The organism is Xenorhabdus bovienii SS-2004 (genome assembly GCF_000027225.1).
In the GTDB taxonomy this organism is placed as follows: domain Bacteria; phylum Pseudomonadota; class Gammaproteobacteria; order Enterobacterales; family Enterobacteriaceae; genus Xenorhabdus; species Xenorhabdus bovienii_C.
Genome location: NC_013892.1, coordinates 1,821,913 through 1,839,990, shown reverse-complemented (window position 1 = coordinate 1,839,990; position 18,078 = coordinate 1,821,913). Strand labels below are relative to the sequence as shown.

14 protein-coding genes and 8 pseudogenes are annotated in these 18,078 nt (G+C 46.1%); 8 read left to right on the top strand and 14 right to left on the bottom strand.

The features are described 5' to 3' along the window. Positions 1 to 72 precede the first annotated feature (72 nt). Both XBJ1_RS20725 and XBJ1_RS21880 read left to right on the top strand, forming a co-directional pair. Positions 73 to 839 (top strand): annotated as a pseudogene (locus XBJ1_RS20725) (IS5 family transposase); the annotation flags it as partial. A 297-nt stretch (positions 840 to 1,136) separates the two neighbouring features. Next, positions 1,137 to 1,343 (top strand): hypothetical protein, encoded by a 207-nt coding sequence (locus tag XBJ1_RS21880; protein ID WP_162467458.1) that lies wholly within the window; start codon positions 1,137 to 1,139, stop codon positions 1,341 to 1,343. Between the two features lie 25 nt (positions 1,344 to 1,368). On the opposite strand, the gene XBJ1_RS08065 is transcribed toward XBJ1_RS21880, so the two are convergent. The 5 genes and pseudogenes from XBJ1_RS08065 to XBJ1_RS21360 all read right to left on the bottom strand — a co-directional run bounded on the left by XBJ1_RS08065 (position 1,369) and on the right by XBJ1_RS21360 (position 5,900). Further along, positions 1,369 to 2,373, bottom strand: a complete 1,005-nt coding sequence (locus tag XBJ1_RS08065) for an IS110 family transposase (RefSeq protein ID WP_012987226.1) — start codon at positions 2,371 to 2,373, stop codon at positions 1,369 to 1,371. A 215-nt stretch (positions 2,374 to 2,588) separates the two neighbouring features. Beyond that, positions 2,589 to 3,593, bottom strand: coding sequence for an IS110 family transposase (locus tag XBJ1_RS08060; RefSeq protein ID WP_012987226.1), 1,005 nt, complete (start codon positions 3,591 to 3,593; stop codon positions 2,589 to 2,591). Between the two features lie 212 nt (positions 3,594 to 3,805). Next, positions 3,806 to 3,966 (bottom strand): annotated as a pseudogene (locus tag XBJ1_RS22445) (IS110 family transposase); the annotation flags it as partial. Between the two features lie 514 nt (positions 3,967 to 4,480). Then, positions 4,481 to 5,602, bottom strand: coding sequence for an ISAs1 family transposase (locus XBJ1_RS08050; protein WP_012988374.1), 1,122 nt, complete (start codon positions 5,600 to 5,602; stop codon positions 4,481 to 4,483). Between the two features lie 115 nt (positions 5,603 to 5,717). After that, complete coding sequence (locus XBJ1_RS21360) at positions 5,718 to 5,900, bottom strand: DUF4752 family protein (RefSeq protein ID WP_012988373.1); 183 nt, start codon at positions 5,898 to 5,900, stop codon at positions 5,718 to 5,720. Here XBJ1_RS21360 and XBJ1_RS08045 point away from each other — a divergent pair. Beyond that, positions 5,830 to 6,609 (top strand): annotated as a pseudogene (locus XBJ1_RS08045) (primase-helicase zinc-binding domain-containing protein); the annotation flags it as partial. The gene XBJ1_RS21360 and the pseudogene XBJ1_RS08045 sit on opposite strands and share 71 nt — an antisense overlap. Before the next feature lie 67 nt (positions 6,610 to 6,676). Here the strand turns inward: XBJ1_RS08045 and XBJ1_RS22440 are convergent. From XBJ1_RS22440 to XBJ1_RS19720, 3 genes and pseudogenes are all read right to left on the bottom strand, one after another. Then, on the bottom strand, positions 6,677 to 6,817 hold the full coding sequence (locus XBJ1_RS22440; RefSeq protein WP_232503328.1) for a hypothetical protein: 141 nt from the start codon (positions 6,815 to 6,817) through the stop codon (positions 6,677 to 6,679). Further along, positions 6,762 to 6,979 (bottom strand): annotated as a pseudogene (locus XBJ1_RS08040) (IS110 family transposase); the annotation flags it as partial. The pseudogene XBJ1_RS08040 and the gene XBJ1_RS22440, both read right to left, overlap by 56 nt. A 17-nt stretch (positions 6,980 to 6,996) precedes the next feature. Continuing rightward, positions 6,997 to 7,269: pseudogene (locus XBJ1_RS19720) on the bottom strand (IS1 family transposase); the annotation flags it as partial. Between the two features lie 109 nt (positions 7,270 to 7,378). On the opposite strand from XBJ1_RS19720, the gene XBJ1_RS08035 reads away from it, so the two are divergent. Further along, entirely contained in the window at positions 7,379 to 8,644 is a 1,266-nt protein-coding gene (locus XBJ1_RS08035) for an IS4 family transposase (protein ID WP_041573266.1), read from the top strand. A 15-nt stretch (positions 8,645 to 8,659) separates the two neighbouring features. Here the strand turns inward: XBJ1_RS08035 and XBJ1_RS22435 are convergent. From XBJ1_RS22435 to XBJ1_RS20715, 5 genes and pseudogenes are all read right to left on the bottom strand, one after another. After that, positions 8,660 to 9,111: pseudogene (locus XBJ1_RS22435) on the bottom strand (IS1 family transposase); the annotation flags it as partial. Between the two features lie 217 nt (positions 9,112 to 9,328). Further along, a complete protein-coding gene (locus XBJ1_RS22430; RefSeq protein WP_230578739.1) occupies positions 9,329 to 9,727 on the bottom strand; it encodes a DUF6201 family protein in 399 nt (132 codons plus the stop codon). Continuing rightward, entirely contained in the window at positions 9,724 to 10,092 is a 369-nt protein-coding gene (locus XBJ1_RS08025) for a DUF6402 family protein (protein ID WP_080515954.1), read from the bottom strand. Before XBJ1_RS08025 ends, XBJ1_RS22430 begins: the two co-directional genes overlap by 4 nt. Positions 10,093 to 10,442: 350 nt before the next feature. Further along, positions 10,443 to 11,480, bottom strand: a complete 1,038-nt coding sequence (locus XBJ1_RS08020; RefSeq protein ID WP_041573265.1) for an IS630 family transposase — start codon at positions 11,478 to 11,480, stop codon at positions 10,443 to 10,445. A gap of 590 nt (positions 11,481 to 12,070) precedes the next feature. Further along, positions 12,071 to 12,765 (bottom strand): IS1 family transposase gene (locus XBJ1_RS20715; RefSeq protein WP_143827648.1). Its coding sequence is split into 2 segments (ribosomal slippage): positions 12,071 to 12,516 and positions 12,516 to 12,765, totalling 696 coding nucleotides; the frame shifts between segments, so codons are not numbered across the junction. Positions 12,766 to 12,820: 55 nt separating this feature from the next. Here XBJ1_RS20715 and XBJ1_RS21770 point away from each other — a divergent pair. The 3 genes and pseudogenes from XBJ1_RS21770 to XBJ1_RS07990 all read left to right on the top strand — a co-directional run. Further along, on the top strand, positions 12,821 to 12,997 hold the full coding sequence (locus tag XBJ1_RS21770; RefSeq protein ID WP_158304285.1) for a hypothetical protein: 177 nt from the start codon (positions 12,821 to 12,823) through the stop codon (positions 12,995 to 12,997). Between the two features lie 117 nt (positions 12,998 to 13,114). After that, positions 13,115 to 14,213, top strand: a pseudogene (locus XBJ1_RS20710) (IS701 family transposase); the annotation flags it as partial. Positions 14,214 to 14,933: 720 nt separating this feature from the next. Then, positions 14,934 to 15,398, top strand: a pseudogene (locus tag XBJ1_RS07990) (Arm DNA-binding domain-containing protein); the annotation flags it as partial. 139 nt (positions 15,399 to 15,537) lie between these two features. Here XBJ1_RS07990 and XBJ1_RS07985 read toward each other — a convergent pair. Continuing rightward, positions 15,538 to 16,470 (bottom strand): WYL domain-containing protein, encoded by a 933-nt coding sequence (locus XBJ1_RS07985; protein ID WP_232503314.1) that lies wholly within the window; start codon positions 16,468 to 16,470, stop codon positions 15,538 to 15,540. A gap of 136 nt (positions 16,471 to 16,606) precedes the next feature. Here XBJ1_RS07985 and XBJ1_RS07980 point away from each other — a divergent pair, with 136 nt between their 5' ends. Next, the gene (locus tag XBJ1_RS07980; RefSeq protein ID WP_012988353.1) at positions 16,607 to 18,076 is read left to right on the top strand and encodes a hypothetical protein; all 1,470 of its coding nucleotides are present in this window, start codon (positions 16,607 to 16,609) and stop codon (positions 18,074 to 18,076) included. Positions 18,077 to 18,078: the final 2 nt, after the last annotated feature.

The following is an 18,078-nucleotide window of genomic DNA, read 5'->3' as shown; positions in this document are numbered from 1 at the left end:
GACCTAGGCCGTGTCCCTTAATGTAAATCGGTAGTATTATCATCTAAACGGTTTTCAATATAGGAAAAGATGATGGCACGCTACGACATTCCTGATGAAGCATGGATATTGATAGAATCTTGTTTGCCCCTGGTTCATTCAGAACGGGCAGGACGTCCCTATGTTGAACACCGCCGTGTGATGAATGGGATGTTCTGGGTGCTATGTTCAGGGGCACCGTGGCGCGACTTACCGGAACGCTATGGGCCTTGGAAAACGGTCTATAACCGATTTAATCGTTGGTCAAAATCAGGCATTATCAACAAGATATTTAATCGTTTACTGTCCATTCTGGATGAAAAAGGGTTGATTGACTGGGCTGAAATTTGCCTGGATGGCAGCAATATTCGCGCGAGTAAAGATGCCGCAGGCGCGAAAAAAAACATCCCGATATCGCTGACGATCATGCGCTGGGTCGCTCACGCGGTGGTTATGGCACCAAAATCCACCTGGCAACCGACCGAAAGGGATTTCCCCTCAACCTGATAGTGACCGCTGGGCAAGCTCATGAAAGTCAATCCGCCATTCCGTTGCTCGATGGCATTGGCGTCCAACGCAAAAATGGTTTCATGAAACGGCGCGGTAAAGCGGTACTGGCAGATAAAGGCTATTCGGGCGGAAAACTCCGTGGTTATCTGCGAAAATTGAGGATAAAGAGCATTATTCCTTATAAAATCAATGAAAAAGGTAGTACTGATGGTCGCACGCAATTTGATAAGCAGGCTTATCGTGACCGGAATGTGGTCGAACGCTGTTTCGGTTTTCTGAAAGGAAATCGGCGTATTGCAACCCGCTATGAAAATCTATGGTCCCCACCTTTTTTGCAACACTGATTTTTGATTGATGTTGGCTTGCTTAAATCTATCCGGCGTCACTATGGGCAGGGATGCCCGCGCCTCGATGAGTTCCGCACCTGATAAGCCTAAAAATCTATGGTCCCCACCTTTTTTGCAACACTGATTTTTGATTGATGTTGGCTTGCTTAAATCTATCCGGCGTCACTATGGGCAGGGATGCCCGCGCCTCGATGAGTTCCGCACCTGATAAGCCTAAAAATCTATGGTCCCCACCTTTTTTGCAACACTGATTTTTGATTGATGTTGGCTTGCTTAAATCTATCCGGCGTCACTATGGGCAGGGATGCCCGCGCCTCGATGAGTTCCGCACCTGATAAGCCTAAAAAACCGCACGGCTTCAGAGAGCCATTTTTTATGTCAGGATTCCATCAGGTCGATAAGCCGTTCATGTCATCAATAATCAGTCTTCGCAAAACCAGATTGGGAACTGCTTTAATTAACGATTAACCTGCCAGTCAGACTGGCGTCGTCGTTACCTTTCGAACACAGTTTGCCGTGTTGTGATTGCCCAGGCTATCCGGGCTAATTTGTTGGCCAGCGCACAGGCCACAACATTTGAGTGTTTTCGCTCAAGCTGAGCCTTTACCCATTCAGCCAGCCTTCCTGACTGATAATCGATTCTCTGGATAAAGACTCTGGCGCACTGGACAAGTAACCGTCGCAGATTTTTGTCTCCGCGTTTACTTATCCCTAAAAGCGTATTTTTGCCACCCGTGCTGTACTGGCGTGGTACCAGACCGGTTGAAGCAGCAAAATCCCGGCTACAGCCATACTGCTTACCATCGCCCAGCTGCGATGATAAGACGCTGGCAGTTATCGGACCCACGCCCGGTATTGTCTGAAGACGCTGTCCTGTTTCATCACGTCTCAGCTCCTGCTCCAGTGCCGTCTCAAGCTCGGTGAGCTGTTCGACAAGATAAAGATAATGGGCATGTAAGCGCATCAGCAACTGTGCCAGATAGGGAGGAAGTTCGTTCTCTGCCAAGACGGTTGAAAGTCTTTTTATCACGGCGGTTCCGATCGGCATACTGATGCCAAATTCCAGTAAAAAAGCGTGCATCTGATTAGTGGTTTTAACCCTGTCTCTGACCAGTGATTCTCTGACCCGATGCAGGGCGCGCATAGCTTGTTGCGCCTCTGTTCGTGGTTGCACAAATCGCATGGAGGGACGAGATGCAGCTTCGCATATGGCTTCAGCATCCACAAAATCGTTCTTGTTGCTCTTTACAAAAGGACGAACAAATTGTGGAGAAATCAGCTTCGCTTCGTGACCAAAAGCAGCGATCCGGCGAGCCATAAAGTGAGCACCGGCGCAGGCTTCCATTACAACAGTCGCTGATGGCGATCCCGCTAAAAACTCCATCAGTCTGGCGCGGGTAAATTTTTTACGCAGCAGGGCCTTTCCTGATTTGTCCTGACAGTGAACGTGGAAAGAATGTTTGCCGAGATCAATACCAATAAGCGTAACGTTTTGCATGATGGTCTTCTCCTGAAAGAAACACCCTGCCAGCATACCGCTCACAGGGTGGTGGGGACCATCTCATTAACCGCACGGCTTCAGAGAGCCATTTTTTATGTCAGGATTCCATCAGGTCGATAAGCCGTTCATGTCATCAATAATCAGTCTTCGCAAAACCAGATTGGGAACTGCTTTAATTAACGATTAACCTGCCAGTCAGACTGGCGTCGTCGTTACCTTTCGAACACAGTTTGCCGTGTTGTGATTGCCCAGGCTATCCGGGCTAATTTGTTGGCCAGCGCACAGGCCACAACATTTGAGTGTTTTCGCTCAAGCTGAGCCTTTACCCATTCAGCCAGCCTTCCTGACTGATAATCGATTCTCTGGATAAAGACTCTGGCGCACTGGACAAGTAACCGTCGCAGATTTTTGTCTCCGCGTTTACTTATCCCTAAAAGCGTATTTTTGCCACCCGTGCTGTACTGGCGTGGTACCAGACCGGTTGAAGCAGCAAAATCCCGGCTACAGCCATACTGCTTACCATCGCCCAGCTGCGATGATAAGACGCTGGCAGTTATCGGACCCACGCCCGGTATTGTCTGAAGACGCTGTCCTGTTTCATCACGTCTCAGCTCCTGCTCCAGTGCCGTCTCAAGCTCGGTGAGCTGTTCGACAAGATAAAGATAATGGGCATGTAAGCGCATCAGCAACTGTGCCAGATAGGGAGGAAGTTCGTTCTCTGCCAAGACGGTTGAAAGTCTTTTTATCACGGCGGTTCCGATCGGCATACTGATGCCAAATTCCAGTAAAAAAGCGTGCATCTGATTAGTGGTTTTAACCCTGTCTCTGACCAGTGATTCTCTGACCCGATGCAGGGCGCGCATAGCTTGTTGCGCCTCTGTTCGTGGTTGCACAAATCGCATGGAGGGACGAGATGCAGCTTCGCATATGGCTTCAGCATCCACAAAATCGTTCTTGTTGCTCTTTACAAAAGGACGAACAAATTGTGGAGAAATCAGCTTCGCTTCGTGACCAAAAGCAGCGATCCGGCGAGCCATAAAGTGAGCACCGGCGCAGGCTTCCATTACAACAGTCGCTGATGGCGATCCCGCTAAAAACTCCATCAGTCTGGCGCGGGTAAATTTTTTACGCAGCAGGGCCTTTCCTGATTTGTCCTGACAGTGAACGTGGAAAGAATGTTTGCCGAGATCAATACCAATAAGCGTAACGTTTTGCATGATGGTCTTCTCCTGAAAGAAACACCCTGCCAGCATACCGCTCACAGGGTGGTGGGGACCATCTCATTAACCGCCCGGCTTCTATGAGCCATTTTTTTTGTTAGGTTTATCACCAGGCCGTCAGGCCGTTCAGTCATCAATTACCAGTCTTCGCAAAACCAGATAAGTAACTTCTTTTATCTATGATTACGTAGTCACTTAGTTCGACGTTATCAGGATGGATTAAACTCAGTTCGTTGGGTCGTTATTGCCCAAGCAATCCGAGCGAACTTGTTCGCGAGTGCACAAGCAACCACACAAGAGTGTTTTTTTGAAGCTGATTTTTTACCCATTCAGCCAGTCGCCCCGTTTGATGTGTTAGCCGCTGTATGTAGAGTAGCATCAGTTTTAGCTGATTCCTCAAAGGTTCATTCCTAAATAAAGGCTCGACGTTAGAATTGCGCTGCGGTGCGCGGTGAAATGCAGATACAAAAATGCCACCCGTGTTAACTGATGGCATGGGGGATTCCTTTAACCACTCAAGGGAATGGGTAAAGAAATATTGGCTTTAGTTTCAGAGAGTAACTAATTGTTCAGTATTATTCGCTTGTTGTTGGGTGGAGATGGGTTTATTAGATTTACTCGTCTTTGTGATAATAACGTTGTAAAAGATGTGGAGAATGATTATGAAAAAATATCTTCTTCTTTGCCTAGTAGCAGGCACGACTCTTTTAGCTTCAATGCAGACTTATGCTTCTTTCTGCTTACCTTTGGCTCTGTCACCCCTATTATATGCAGAGTGTACAGCTACTTGTCTTTTGTTAAATTCGGATAACACGACTCAATACTGTTTATAATAACAATCAAACAGGAGACAGGATGGCTCCTGCCACCCAAGGCAATCGCATCTAAATTTGATGCGCTTTGCCCAGTACTGTAAGTAGATATTCACCATCCCAACCAGCCCGTTTACGGCGTGCTTTAATTCCCGCTTTGGTGGGAGCTAAGCGCAGTAAATTCAACGCGATTTTATTGAGTAATGCCATATTGGCGGCTGCATTGCCTTCCCGCATTCGCTGCTGATCTTCATTAAAAGCAATATCCAGACACCAATGGAGTTGCGTTTCTATTTGCCAGTGACTGCGGATCGCTGTCGCTGCCCGTTGAGCCTCTGTCGGACGTAAAGTGCTGATAAAATAACAGCTCTCCCGGCTCACTTCATTTCCTACATAGCGTTCGCGGATCACCCGTATTATGCTGTGTAAACCACACCAGCACGCCTTTTCCGGCAACCAATCAACATGGGTCATTTGTACTGTGCGTCGCTCAATGCGGCCATGTCCGGCATCCACGTCTTCATATTCGCTCAGGCGCTCCGGTTGGGATGAGACATAATCGAAATAATGGCTGACATCATTATACAGGCCGGGATGATTTTCTTTCAGGCTCAGTACGTAATCCGCGCCCGCTTCATGTAATTGATGAGCAATCGCTTTCTGGCATCCCATGGCATCGATAGTCACCAGACTTCCAGACAAAACCAATCGTCGAAGTAACTTAGGAATAGCGGTGATTTCATTGGATTTACTCTCCACTTTCACTTGTCCCAGAACTAAGCGATTGGTACAGGCAAAGGCGCTGACCAGATGGATTGCCGCCTTGCCGTTGGCTTTATCGAGTGACCGGCGCATGGTTTTGCCATCAATAGCGATGATATCCTGATCAACTCCTTGTGCCAGCGTAGATATCCAGGAGGTGAAACAGTCGGCAAAAGCCTGCGCATCAAGTGCAGCAAAGACACGACCAAAGGTATCGTGAGAGGGGATGCCATTAGTGAGAGCAAGCAGTTGGGTAAAGAAATCCTGTTTAGATTCGCCAAACTCTTCAATTTCGACCCAACCTTCAGCGCCACAAATCACAGCGCAGATGGCGATAGTCAGGATATTTTCCAAACTATGCAACTGAGTTCGTTGAACTCGGGGATCTTCAAGTGAGGCAAAATGCTGTAACAAAGGGCTGACAGAGGACATAAGGATGGATTTAAAAGCTGCATAACGACATGAAATTAAACCATTGTCAATGAATTTTAGATGCGATTGCCCTGTCCTGCCACCTCAGTATCATTTACTCTGTGGTGGCAATGTGTTATTTGCTCTCTGATTGTTGCCGATACATCATAATTACTAGGTCGCCTTTCGTAGCTATCTTCATAGTCTGGCCGTCCTGTATCTGGTCAAGTTCAAATGCGTCATAAAGCTTGTTAACCGCCTGTGGCGTTGATGTTCCGGCAAAGGGGAAGCATGGCGCTTGCCCGATATGCGGAGGCACTGACCGTTTTCACTTTATAGATGATAACCATCATGGCGACTGGCATTGTCGCCAGTGCGATCAGCCCAATCACGGGGATGGTCTGGATTTAGTGGCAAGAGCTAAAGGTATCACTATTCTGACCGCCGCTAAGCAGGTTGCTGATGTATTGGCAATTCCATTCCCTGAACCCAAACCAGTTAAAGAGCAGCCCCGAACAGTGAAACCCATTGCAGAACGGATCGCGGAGCTGGTGGCAAAATCGATAAGGGGAGAATCTCCGTATTTGGCGAGAAAGGGGCTGCAATGCCCCAATCAGCGGCTATTACAGAATTCTCTATTGCTGGTAACTCAGACACTGGACGGCACTATCACGGGCGCTCAGACCATCAAACCGAATGGTGAAAAGCGCCTTGTCTCGGGTACACAGAAGAAAGGAAGCTTTATTCTGGCATCTGAAATTATCGGAACGCCGGACACCATCATCATTACCGAAGGCTACGCGACCGCGTTGACTGTCAGCCAGTTACATCATGATGGCACGGTACTGTCTGCCATTGATGAAAGCAATTTACTGAATGTTGCCGAATTGGTCAGAACTCAGTGGCCTGAATCGAAAATTATCCTTGCGGCTGATAATGACTGGCATAAGCAAGGGGAAAAGGACAAAAGCGGAAAACTGAAAAAGAACGTGGGCAAAATTGCAGCTGATAAACTAACAGAGTTACTCTAATACTTCAGGCAGAAAACATCAACAAGGCTACATATTAACGCAGCCTGTTGATTGATGGTGATTTTTATTCAATGGACACCGTTAATTGATGTCCGATAGCCGTTGCGACCTTACCAACCGTATCAATCTTGGTTGAATGCCGTAAGTCAAAGATGCGTGTCGTGACCAAAACTTCGCAGCTTGCGTGCCCAATAATGCGCCCCACCACAGGCTTCCATACCAATAAGGCAGGGGGGAAGGTTGACGAAAAACGTCAGCATTTTCGCGCGTGGTAGCTGTTTTTTGAGCACCGTTTTCCCTTGTGCATCAACGCCGTGGATCTGAAAGACATTTTTGCCAGATCGATACCAACCGTTGTCATCTTCATGGTGGACGCTCCCGTTATTAAATAACTGTGTTAATACACTTCCATTTTGGCACACTGATGCCGCTTGAATGGGGCGTCCATCCCATTATTTCTATGGATTTTGAAAAAGACAATGTTTTGCGAGTCAGTCTTGCCAAATGTTGACGAAGATTCAGGTTATGCCTCTCTATGCGTTGGGTATAACGCTTGCTGGCCACATGGCGTTTCCCTGCGAGTGCTTTTTCGTAACTTTTCCAGCCATCTGTCATATAAATAATAATGTTGAAAGGTGCCAGTAAAGCTAATAGGCGCACATATACAGGATCTTAAGCAATAACGCGTTATTTTAGGTAGAAAAAAGGCTTCATTTATGATCTGATAATCGTCGCCAAACTCATATCAAAACCACGGATGAAGCCTGTGACGATTATCGCTATAAAACACCAGTTAATGCAATTCTTCAGTGACATTTCTTTGCAACATATTGCCTTCCAATGTGCGTTTATGAAACGCATCAGAAATATCGAGCCCCACGTGTTGATCCTCAGCCTTATCGCTGCACTGAGCACGGGTAAAATCACGTCTATTGCCCAGTTACACCAAAAATTTAATGGCCTGTGCCCGGATAAAAAGCAACCAGTCAGTTACCGCCCCTTTTATAACCAGCTCCGTAAAGCGGCTTTTGTCGAATTTGTCAAAATATTGGTCAGATTTGCCATGGCGCAATGGGTAGAGAAACAGGTCTCCTCACCCCAAAAACTCATGAAATTTAAACAGGTTATTCTCCAGGATGGGAGTTCGTTCAAAGTCCATTCTGCCCTGGCCGATGTTTTTCCCTATCGCTTCAGGACAACGGGGGCCGCGGTGGAATGTCACATGACAATGTCCTTGCTGACTCAGTCACCGGTAAAAATGACCGTGACCGCAGATACCGCCCCTGAGCGGGCTTACCTGCCTGTACCGGCGATGTTACGTGACCAATTATTATTGGCCGATGCCGGTTATGTCGACTTTGCGTATTTTGAGCAAGTGTCACTTTCCGGTGGTTCGTTTATTGTCAGGGGAAGCAAGTCCCTTAATCCTCAGATAGTGGTGACCCGCAATGGTCAGGGGAAATTATTGCCCAAGCTGCTCAATAAGCCGCTGAAATCCATCACTCGCCGAACCAACCGTTCCGAAGTGCTGGATCTGATTTGTCGGCGTAATGGCTATGAATTTCGCTTAATTCGTCGCTGGTTTGCCGAAGAAAAACGCTTTTGTCTCTGGTTGAGCAACTTGTCCGTGGAAGAGTTTACGGCTAATGACATCATGGATATTTATCGTTGCCGCTGGCAAGTAGAACTGCTGTTCAAAGAGTTAAAATCACACACAAACTGGCATCGATTTGCCACGAGAAAAGAAACGTTAGTCACGGGCCTCATTTGGCTGAGTTTGCTGGCTCTGTTGCTCAGACGTTCGCTGGCCAGCAGATTATTCCCCGCCGTTTCATTGCTCAAAGCAGCCCAAAATACGGAAGTCTGGCTGTGGCCCATAATCGAAAACCTACTCCAACGGGCGTGGTCGGAAACCGGTTTTTGGCTGGAAAAAGCCCAAGCGTATTTATGTCAGAATGCGTTCAAAACACCACAAAGAAAATCATGTAAATACAAAACATTGGATGCGTGTTTTGAAAGGCTTAATGCTTAAGAGCCTGTATATGAATAGGCGCATTAATGTCTTTTTTGTTCTTGGACCAAAAACATGGGCGATCACTTTTCGTCTTATTCTGTCGTAGGCATAAAAGAGCCAACGAGGCGGCTTCTTTGACTTTACGTAAGACCATTGTTCATCCATTTCGCAGCAGACAATCACTTCAGTGCCAGGTTTAATCGCTTCTGTTACCGATTTGGGTTTGAGTTTTTTAAATGCCGAAGTACGGTATTCAGGCCAATCCCCATCACTCGTGCTGTCGCCCGACATCCCGTTCCATTCATAGCCATATCGACGATTTGCTTATGGGTACCAAGACGACAAGCGGCATAAGTGAACTCCAGTTGCCAGGAGTGACGGCAGGATTGGCAAAGATAACGTTGGTGACCAGAACGCGAGCACCCATTGCGATGGATCCCTTTCACTGCGGAACAAGAGGGGCAAGTTACATCAATCTTTGCCATTTGAATGTTTTCCAAATAGACAGACTATACATGATTCAATAAATTGATGTCACGACCGTGTTTTTATATCGATTTATTTTTGATGGAATATATTTAACAACATGAAAAATAATAAGAAAGAAGGTTTGCTATGGTGTTCAATCACACAATAATAAAAAAGACTCTGAAACTTAGAGGCTAAATAGAGAGAAACATGAAGACAAAATATTTACAAAAATTATTTTAATTTATTTACATAGATGACTTCATATCCATCATTTGTTGGATAGATAAAAGCATCTTTATTAGCGGTTGGAAGGCTAAATGAGGCAGAAAATGCCCCATATGATATTGACGTAAAAGGAGAACTCTTCCAGATATCTCTGTTTTTATTATCATATAAAACAATAAAATATTTGTCTCCCAAAATGACATACTTCCACATTGCATATGGAGATATTGGCAATTTCTTATATACCACTGCGGTATATTGACCATCTTCACCCCTATCCTCAAAATATTTATTCCAATTACCGAAGAACAATGTTGATGGAAATAACATCCATATTATAAAAATAATGATAAAAAACAAAACCAGCCATGGTTTTCTAAAAAAGAATTTATATTTATTTTTCATAGGTGAATAGTTTTATATTGTGGTAACGGGTTCATCCATAAAATATCAGAAAAAACAATAAAATCACTACCTTCATTATGTTTTTTCTGCCATTTTCTAAAACTATCATTATTTACAGGAATATACCCATTATATTTAATCCATAAGGCCAGCCAACTTCCAGTCGCATAAAGAGCGGCATAATCAACGGAACTAATTTTATCTAATATACCATTTTTACTCCAAATGCCTAAAGGTTCATTAGCGCCAACAAAATCATAGGTATCTTTTAAATACATGCCAATCTGTTCGGTGACAAAAATATCTTTACTGTTTAATTTATCCACATGTCCCTTAACAGCCACCTTCATATTGGAATTACCCATAGCCCCATCCGGCAAGTTTTCACCAATAGCAGGCAGGGTAAACTCAATGCCGTTATGTTGATTAAAATGGAGAAAAACCGCTTTATCAGTAAAACCATTTCAGTGAATGGCACTCAGGGGCGGTTTGTGGTTCTGATTTTCAAGGATGAAGATTGAGGCTCATGTAAGATGAAAAACATTGGGATAACGGGTTGACGTGATAAAAAACATTTATAATCAGTAAGTTATGTTTTTTTTGAATTATCCCGTATTATCCCATTGCATCCCGTAATGTGATGTGAAGATAGATAATGTTGTATTCTGATAATTTAGTTATCCCGAAAAAGATTTTTTTGGTAGGCTATACGCAATTAACTTGAAGAGGCGGGTTTTAAAATCTGGAAGTTATCAGTCAACCGAGTGGTGAGTTCTTTCGCTTTTTCTGGCAATGTGACATGAAAAAAGTGGCACAGCGTTTCACGGAATGTTTTGGTATCCGGAAAATAGACATTGTTTCGTACCTGCTCATTCACATACTTCCATAATCGCTCAATCGGGTTGAGATTAGGGCTGTAAGGCGGCAGGTAGTGCAACTCAATATTCAAAACCTCGGCAAAAAATTGGACGACTCCGGAACGGTGATAACCCGCACCATCCAGAATAATGTGGATTTTTTGCGAAAGTGGGTAGGTTTCCCGGATTGAGCCGAAAAAAAGGACGACATTTTTCGCGTTAATCGTCGGATATTCACGAACAATAGTCTCTTCAATCCGTTGTAAATTAAGGGCACCCATGATGTTGAGTCGAGTACGACTGCCTGTGGTTTCAACCACTTTGACGTGCTTCCGCCCGCTCTTCATCCAGCCATAACTTAATTTTGTGGACAGGGTCGGGTGAACCGCATCAATAAATAAAATAGGCGCATTCTGGCCACATTCTTCTTTCAGCGCGTTGTAGGTTTCAATAAACTGTTGCTGTTTATCCGCATCAAATTTATGCGGAGCACCCATTGGCTTCTTGTAGCTGAAACCTTGACGGTGAAGCCATTTCGTCATTCCTGCGACAGTGAAAGTCACCTGCCATCGTGCCCGAACATAGGCCACAATTTGTGCGGTAGTGTGCATCAAATTTGCCATCAGATACTCAACTAATTCTGTTGTTTGTTCGGCAGACAAACGGCTTTCAGAGCCCCCATTTTCAGGGGCGAGTTTTTCCTCAGAGAAGTAATCTTTCAGATGGCGGCTCACCGTACTTTCATAGATCCGCAAAGCCTGAGCAATCATCTGGGCAGTCCAGCCTTCTGAGGCCAAAAGCACGGCCTTGATGCGGTCACGTACTCGTCCATCGCGAGTCGTATCATGCATCAATTCGAGGGCTTCTTTTTGGGCATCTGTTAGATTAATTTTCATGGGCGCAATCATGATCTGATACAAATGAAAAATCAAGCATCTTCAATGACGACGGGTATATAATTAATTGAATATTAGAGAGTTAAAAATAGTATTTCTGTGCTACGGGATAAGTGGGATAAAATGGGGTAGGATAACCATTTGAAATAAATACAAAAATATCTATTTATCCCGTTATCCCGTGAAAATCTATGTAGTTATATATGAATGATGATATATACGCAATTAACTTGAAGATGCAGGTTTTAGGGTCTGGAAATTATCAGTCAGCCGAGTCGCCAGTTCCTGTACTTTTTCTGGCAATGTGACATGAAAAATATTAAAAAATAATGAAATCTTCTAAAAAAGAAGTTTCTCAGCCTATAAAAGGTCTTTATGGACTATCAATTCAAATCATATAGTCAGGGTAACAAGAAAAAATCATTACCTGTTTACTTTATTCTTGTCCCTTTTGGCATCTGGATAGCTTACATGATTTGGTCTATAAGTTTAGGCCAGAGAGTTGTGATGTTCGAATGGTTCCCAAAATGGACCATTTCTATTACTTTTGCCGCTTTTGTGGGTCGTGTATTCAACCTGTTGATTGGCCATCAATAATAGAACTTACGTTCGATGAATGTGCCAATGATCTTGTCATGCATTTCAACTGACTTAGAATAACCCAGCGTCTTGCGATTGAGTCGCTTTAGCCTGTTACGCAGGTTCAGATTTTCTCGTTCAATACGTTGAGTATAAAGTTTACCGGTGATATGTTTCTCATCAGCCAATATGTCATATGCCCCGAAATTATCGGTGCACCAGAATGCCACATCAAAAGCGGATAACTTTTCCAGCAACGTCCTGAGTGTCTGTTTGCTACGAGCGCCAAAAGCGTGAGCGACAATACGTTTCAAGCGAGGCTCCCACGCGTACCACAGCCAGCGTTGCCGTTTTTTGTTACTGATGAATGACCCCATTTCATCGACTTCACAGATAAGCTGAAGCTCAGGGGTATCCAGCGGCAGCGTGGTTACACATCGCGGCGCGAGTTTTTTAAAGTGCGTACAACAGCGTTAATGCTGACATGAAGTGCCCGTGCCGTATCACGAATACCGGCGTTATTCATGGCAAGCTCGACGATTTGCTCTTTCATACCCGAATGGCAAGCCCGGTAAGTGTATTCGAGCTGGAAGGTTCTACGACAGGACTGGCAATAATATCGTTGATGCCCACCTTCTCCTTTACCGTGTTTTTTAACAGGCGTGGTTTGGCCACAAAACCGACACTTCACTTCAACTAATGCCATCACTATCCCTCACGTATTTACCCTCATTATACGTGAGAAACAACGGGATGAATACGTGACCAAAAATTTTAAAGTTGCATATACAGATACTCAAGGCAATCACACTCATTCTGTATATATAGGTTCCCATCACCATACTGTTTCAGGAGTAACAGCAAATACGGGCAATGGGGAGATAATAGATATTACCAATGGTTATATTATGTTGATGGGATGGTGTAGGTTAAAATAAAGATACCTACATGAATTAGATTCTAGGTTTGCGTAATCAACTTAGTACTACAGCCGTACGCCCCATTGTGGCATGATAACGCCTGACATTTTTTCCTGAAATACGGGGAGGTGTTCAATGCACTTACCGACTCACGCCTGGGAACAGGAACTGCTCTCACTCCATACTCGTCTGGCTCCGTTGTTTCACCATCCCGGCCCACAACAACGCAGCCTCGCTTATCTCCGGGGACTGCTCAGTGACGTTGAGCGTAAAAATGGCTGGCAACTGGCGGAATGGATAGGCGAACGTACGCCTGATGGGGTTCAGCATCTGCTGGAGCGCGCCCACTGGGATGTTGATATCGCCCGCGATATTTTGCGCGACTATGTCACAGAGCATTTGGGGGATGAACACGGGGTGCTCATTGTGGATGAAACCGGCTTTATCAAAAAAGGCACGCATTCTGCCGGTGTGCAACGTCAATACAGTGGCACCGCCGGTCGCGTCGAAAACAGTCAAATAGGCGTCTTTCTCTGTTATGCCGGTCAGGGCGGTCATGCCTTTATTGACCGGGCGTTATACCTGCCCAGACAATGGACGATGATCGGCCCCGCTGTGAAGCTGCCGGCATTCCTGACGCCGTCCCCTTTGCCACTAAACCCCAACTCGCCCGGCAGATGCGGGAACGCGCATTCGAGGCCGGGATGCCTTGTCGCTGGGTGACGGCAGATGCCGTTTATGGTCAGGATCGCCGCCTGCGCTGCTGGCTGGAATCCCGATATCAACCGTTTGTGCTGGCGATCCCCAAAAATGAACCGTTGTGGTGGCAAGGGCCAACTTTTGTCAGAGGTGTCAGATTGTCTACAATCTGACACCTCAGCGATGGGAAACCCATTCGGCGGGGTGGGGAGCGAAAGGCGAACGTCAGTATGACTGGGTTCGGGTACCGCTCTGGCGTTTACAACTCAGTGAGAAAGAACGGGAATATGGCCATTATCTGCTGGTTCGTCGCAGCCGGGATGAAAAACAGGAACGGGCTTACTATATCGTGTATGCGCGCAGAGACCAGGCGGCTCTGAAAACCCTGGCTCAGGTGGCAGGTTGCCGCTGGGAAATTGAATGGGGTTTTGAGGAAACAAAGGGAGAATGCGGTCTGGATCATTACGAAGTGCGGCAATGGCACAGTTGGTATCGGCACATCACCTTATCGCTCCTGGCCCATGCAGTGCTGGCAGTTTTGAGAAAAAAAACGCCGACGGGGCTGGTAGCCCTCAGTGTGGCGGAACTGCGTAGGCTATTGTCAAAATTGATGAAAAAGGCCGGAGAGACCGTCGAACAGGTTTTACATTGGTCAGACTGGCGGCGGCGACATCAATACTCCGCACAACAATGTCATTATCAGAGCCGGGATAACCTGATGATTACAGAGCACTTACGACTGTAGTACTAGCCGCTACTTTGATTCGTATGGTCAACCAATTGAGCGTAAAGTGCGCGAGAAGCCGCTGGAATAATCACTAATCTGCTGTTATTTATCTGGGCGTCTTAATGTTCATGGGATGTGATAAATGTCATGGAGGGAAATATGAGAACACTTCATTACCGTAGCGGTGTTAATCGGTTATACCTCACGCTACTGCCAGAAGGTATCCTATGGGTATCCTAGAAAAAACTAAGGGGTCGCATTTTGATGCAACCCCTTGATAATTCTGGTGGCCCCTGCTGGACTTGAACCAGCGACCAAGCGATTATGAGTCATAAAATCGGCATGTTTTGAAATGTTCGGATTTGGCTTTGTTTGTATTTTTAATTGTCTATAATCAATCAGTTATGATGTTAATTTTGTTTCTTTTTGGTTGCCTGATATCCTCATTGTATCATCCTTACCTGACCCGTTACCTGACCCGAAATTGGCATCGGGTCAGGTAATGCTCATCCTTATAAAGGTAGATTTATGGCCGCTAATCTTACCGAGACTGCTATACGTGGATTGAAGACAAAAAGTACTGCGTACTACGTGTGGAGCAACAGCGCTCAGCGTGGCACCGGCAGGCTTGGTGTTAAGGTTCAGCCTTCAGGCAGTAAGGTTTTTTATTTCCGTTATTACGTTGAGAAAGGGAAGAAAGAGAAGTTCATCCAGTTGGGCATCTGGCCTGAGATGAAACTGGTGATGGCCAATGAGCTGGCGAAAAAGTATGGTGCCTGGCTTATTGAAGGAAAAGAACCGCAACAAGAGCTTGAGCAACAACGCCTGGCCGAGCAGCACATCATGCAGCTTCATCGTTCGCAGGGATCGTTTAAAGAACTGGTTCACGGTTACGTCAATAAGATGAAGCTCGACAACAAGCGGACGTGGGCTGATGTATTGAAGCGCATGGAGCGAGAGTGCTACACCGTTATTCCTCGTGATACCAAAGCGACAGCATCCTTAATGAAAGTGTGCGAGTACTTCAAGCCAACCCTAGGAGCGAAGATCGACCAGTATTGCTTCCGCTCAGATCTCCAGGCCATCATCCGCCCAGTAACAGCGCATGGCAATAAATTAGCAAACAGAAGGGCTATCTCTCGCCTGCATGGCGGTATTTGTGAATAGGCTCACCTGTTTGGGTATGCACAGCAAGAATTGGATAGACAAAGGGGCCTTGACCACTGGGATCTGTAGCCTGTGCATATTCATCGTCGGTTTTAGGCAGATTGTTCTCGGGGCACAAATAAAAAATCATCGGTGCGCGAATAGTGAACTCACGTGGTTCGAGTATGTAGTCTCGCTCAATCACTTCCTGCTGCGCCTCGCTTAGAGCTGGGTTGACAATAAAACGTACAGGGATCGCGATCTCCCACGAAGTGTCTTCACGCGGTGGGGCTGCAGCTGGGACAATCAGTTCCGGTAAGCCCAGAAATCGCGCCAAAACAAAGTCCTTAAACGTAGAACTGTCCCAGTCATAGGCACGTACATGCTGACGGCCATTGACGGTAATAATAATCGTAGGGGTCAGTGTACGGGACGTGCCTTCAGGGTTTTCCATTGACGCATAGACTACTTGCACTTGGCCCCGCAGCTCGATCGCTGACAAAAAAATTGCCAGTGTGCGGCTATGCACTGCGCGATGTATGAGTGGAATTTCCTGCGCGTGAGCCGTTTGTGGCGATTGAAACTCAGCCGTCGCACGCCATATTAGGTCGTTGTCTCCCAGTAAAACAGGCACAAACGTCTCACTGGGAAAATATCCCTTTCGGCCGCCTCCCTGTTCGAAAGCATTACCTGGTGCTATCTCAAGGTAGGTTCGTACGTCGGTACGGGCTTGCTGCGCTGAGACACCAAATTCTTCAGCAATCATGCGTGAAGTGACTTTTCGCTCCCATAGTAGCTGGCGCTCGATATAGCGCAAACGCAACCACTGTGCGTGGCTGAGGGATGTTTTGTGTTTCTCAAGAAACGTTGAGTAATACATACCAGTTTTGTTTTGTCTTTGCAGGTTAATTATTGGCAATCTGATGTATGGATTCAGTATAGGAGGTGAACTGCTTCAAAACAAATAACATTGCTACTTTAAAAATTTAGGCAAAGTTTCTTTGCCTAAATTATTTTGCCGTACTATAGTGGCCCTGTTACTTAGGGAGAATACTATGTCGCTAGAGTTTTTGGAGCAGGCTCGTAATGAATCTATGGCACGCCGCGAGCTGACTATTCAGTCTCATGCATTGCTGGTCGTGCGGACGCTGGATTCAATCTATCGCACCCTACAGCGCAATCCGTGGGAAGGCGTCGAGCTTGATGCGCTGGCGGCTATTATGCATCTCTTTGACGCTATGCTTTATTATGCTGACCGCGAGCGCCAACCCGGTATGACGCGGAAAGAAGCGGAGTTATGCCTGGTTGGGCACCTAAATGAAGCTTATCCGGGACAAGAAGCCTCGGCCTACGCGCAGGTTGCCAGCAAGATTTTTGCAGCGATTAAAGACCCTTTCCGTCTCCGTTATTACGATTTCACGCAACGAACGCATTCCGAAGAACAGATAGTCCGTCTGGTCCGCTACGACCAGCTATCCGGCTCAGATGTAATTCTCTGGTCACTGACCGATGAAGGAATGCTGTTCTATACCCTCCGTTTGGATGAAACGCCGATTGAGCGCGCGGCTATTCTGGCCTGGCGCACGTTAAAAACCATCCGTCGCGGTGAGATCGACAAGGCCGTGCATCAGATTCAGTCAACTCAGAGGCAACTGGAGCAATATCTGATTGGGATGCGGATGAAAGTACGCGCCGCTCAGTCTGGTGATTTGAGTGCATCCTATGCGCGTGATATTCGTCCGGTACTTAATGACTCATTTGATAAGACTGGGGAAGTGCTGGAGCATATTCGGACCACGATGTCGGCCATTACGGAAATGCTCGTTGATGGACGCTCAGAATTACACCCCGATAAATTAAATAAGCTGCGTAATGCGCAAGAGATTTTTGCCGATGTCTGCATATTTACTCAGCGCTATCAAGACTGCTTACATGATGTGAACAAAGATTTTGAGCGAGCTCGCCTGAAACTCATTATTCCCAGAGATAACACCCTTTTTCGTGAAACGCTGGAAAAAGGTGCACTCAAACCCTTGCTGTTACATTCCCCCGACATTGTCGAAAAGGAAATAGATGATCTCATCACGCGCGTGCTGGCTCCCCGAAGTCAGGATGATGATAGACACATCCTCTTTGACCTTGAGGCGCTGCTGAATCTCTATCTTGATAGATTTGAACAAGCGCTGCCACATGAGATACAGGACCCTACCGACCAGCCCGTAGCTATTGAAACTACCCTGCGTGGGATCCCTGAATCTGTCATTAAGAAATGCAGTGATTGGGTGAGTGACCGGTTGAAGAATCGGGGGCATGTGAGCTTTAGAGATGTTTTCGACGCCTATGAGTGCGACGAATTGTCCGAACAAGAACAACAGGTTTGTTTACTTCATATTGGCAGTGTGGCGGCTAACAGTGATCCCACAATAGAGGTGGAGATAAGCGGTGACGCTATCGAAACAGCGCGGTGGTGGGCTAGCAATTTAAAACTGTTAACGGTAGCTCCCGTACACCACTTTGAGGAGTAGTC

Coding starts and splice junctions, on each gene's coding strand:
- XBJ1_RS08025 (WP_080515954.1), bottom strand. CDS start 10,092: ATGGGTAATTCCAATATGAAGGTGGCTGTTAAGGGACATGTGGATAAA.
- XBJ1_RS08065 (WP_012987226.1), bottom strand. CDS start 2,373: ATGCAAAACGTTACGCTTATTGGTATTGATCTCGGCAAACATTCTTTC.
- XBJ1_RS08050 (WP_012988374.1), bottom strand. CDS start 5,602: ATGTCCTCTGTCAGCCCTTTGTTACAGCATTTTGCCTCACTTGAAGAT.
- XBJ1_RS22430 (WP_230578739.1), bottom strand. CDS start 9,727: ATGAAAAATAAATATAAATTCTTTTTTAGAAAACCATGGCTGGTTTTG.
- XBJ1_RS07980 (WP_012988353.1), top strand. CDS start 16,607: ATGTCGCTAGAGTTTTTGGAGCAGGCTCGTAATGAATCTATGGCACGC.
- XBJ1_RS08060 (WP_012987226.1), bottom strand. CDS start 3,593: ATGCAAAACGTTACGCTTATTGGTATTGATCTCGGCAAACATTCTTTC.
- XBJ1_RS21880 (WP_162467458.1), top strand. CDS start 1,137: ATGTTGGCTTGCTTAAATCTATCCGGCGTCACTATGGGCAGGGATGCC.
- XBJ1_RS08020 (WP_041573265.1), bottom strand. CDS start 11,480: ATGAAAATTAATCTAACAGATGCCCAAAAAGAAGCCCTCGAATTGATG.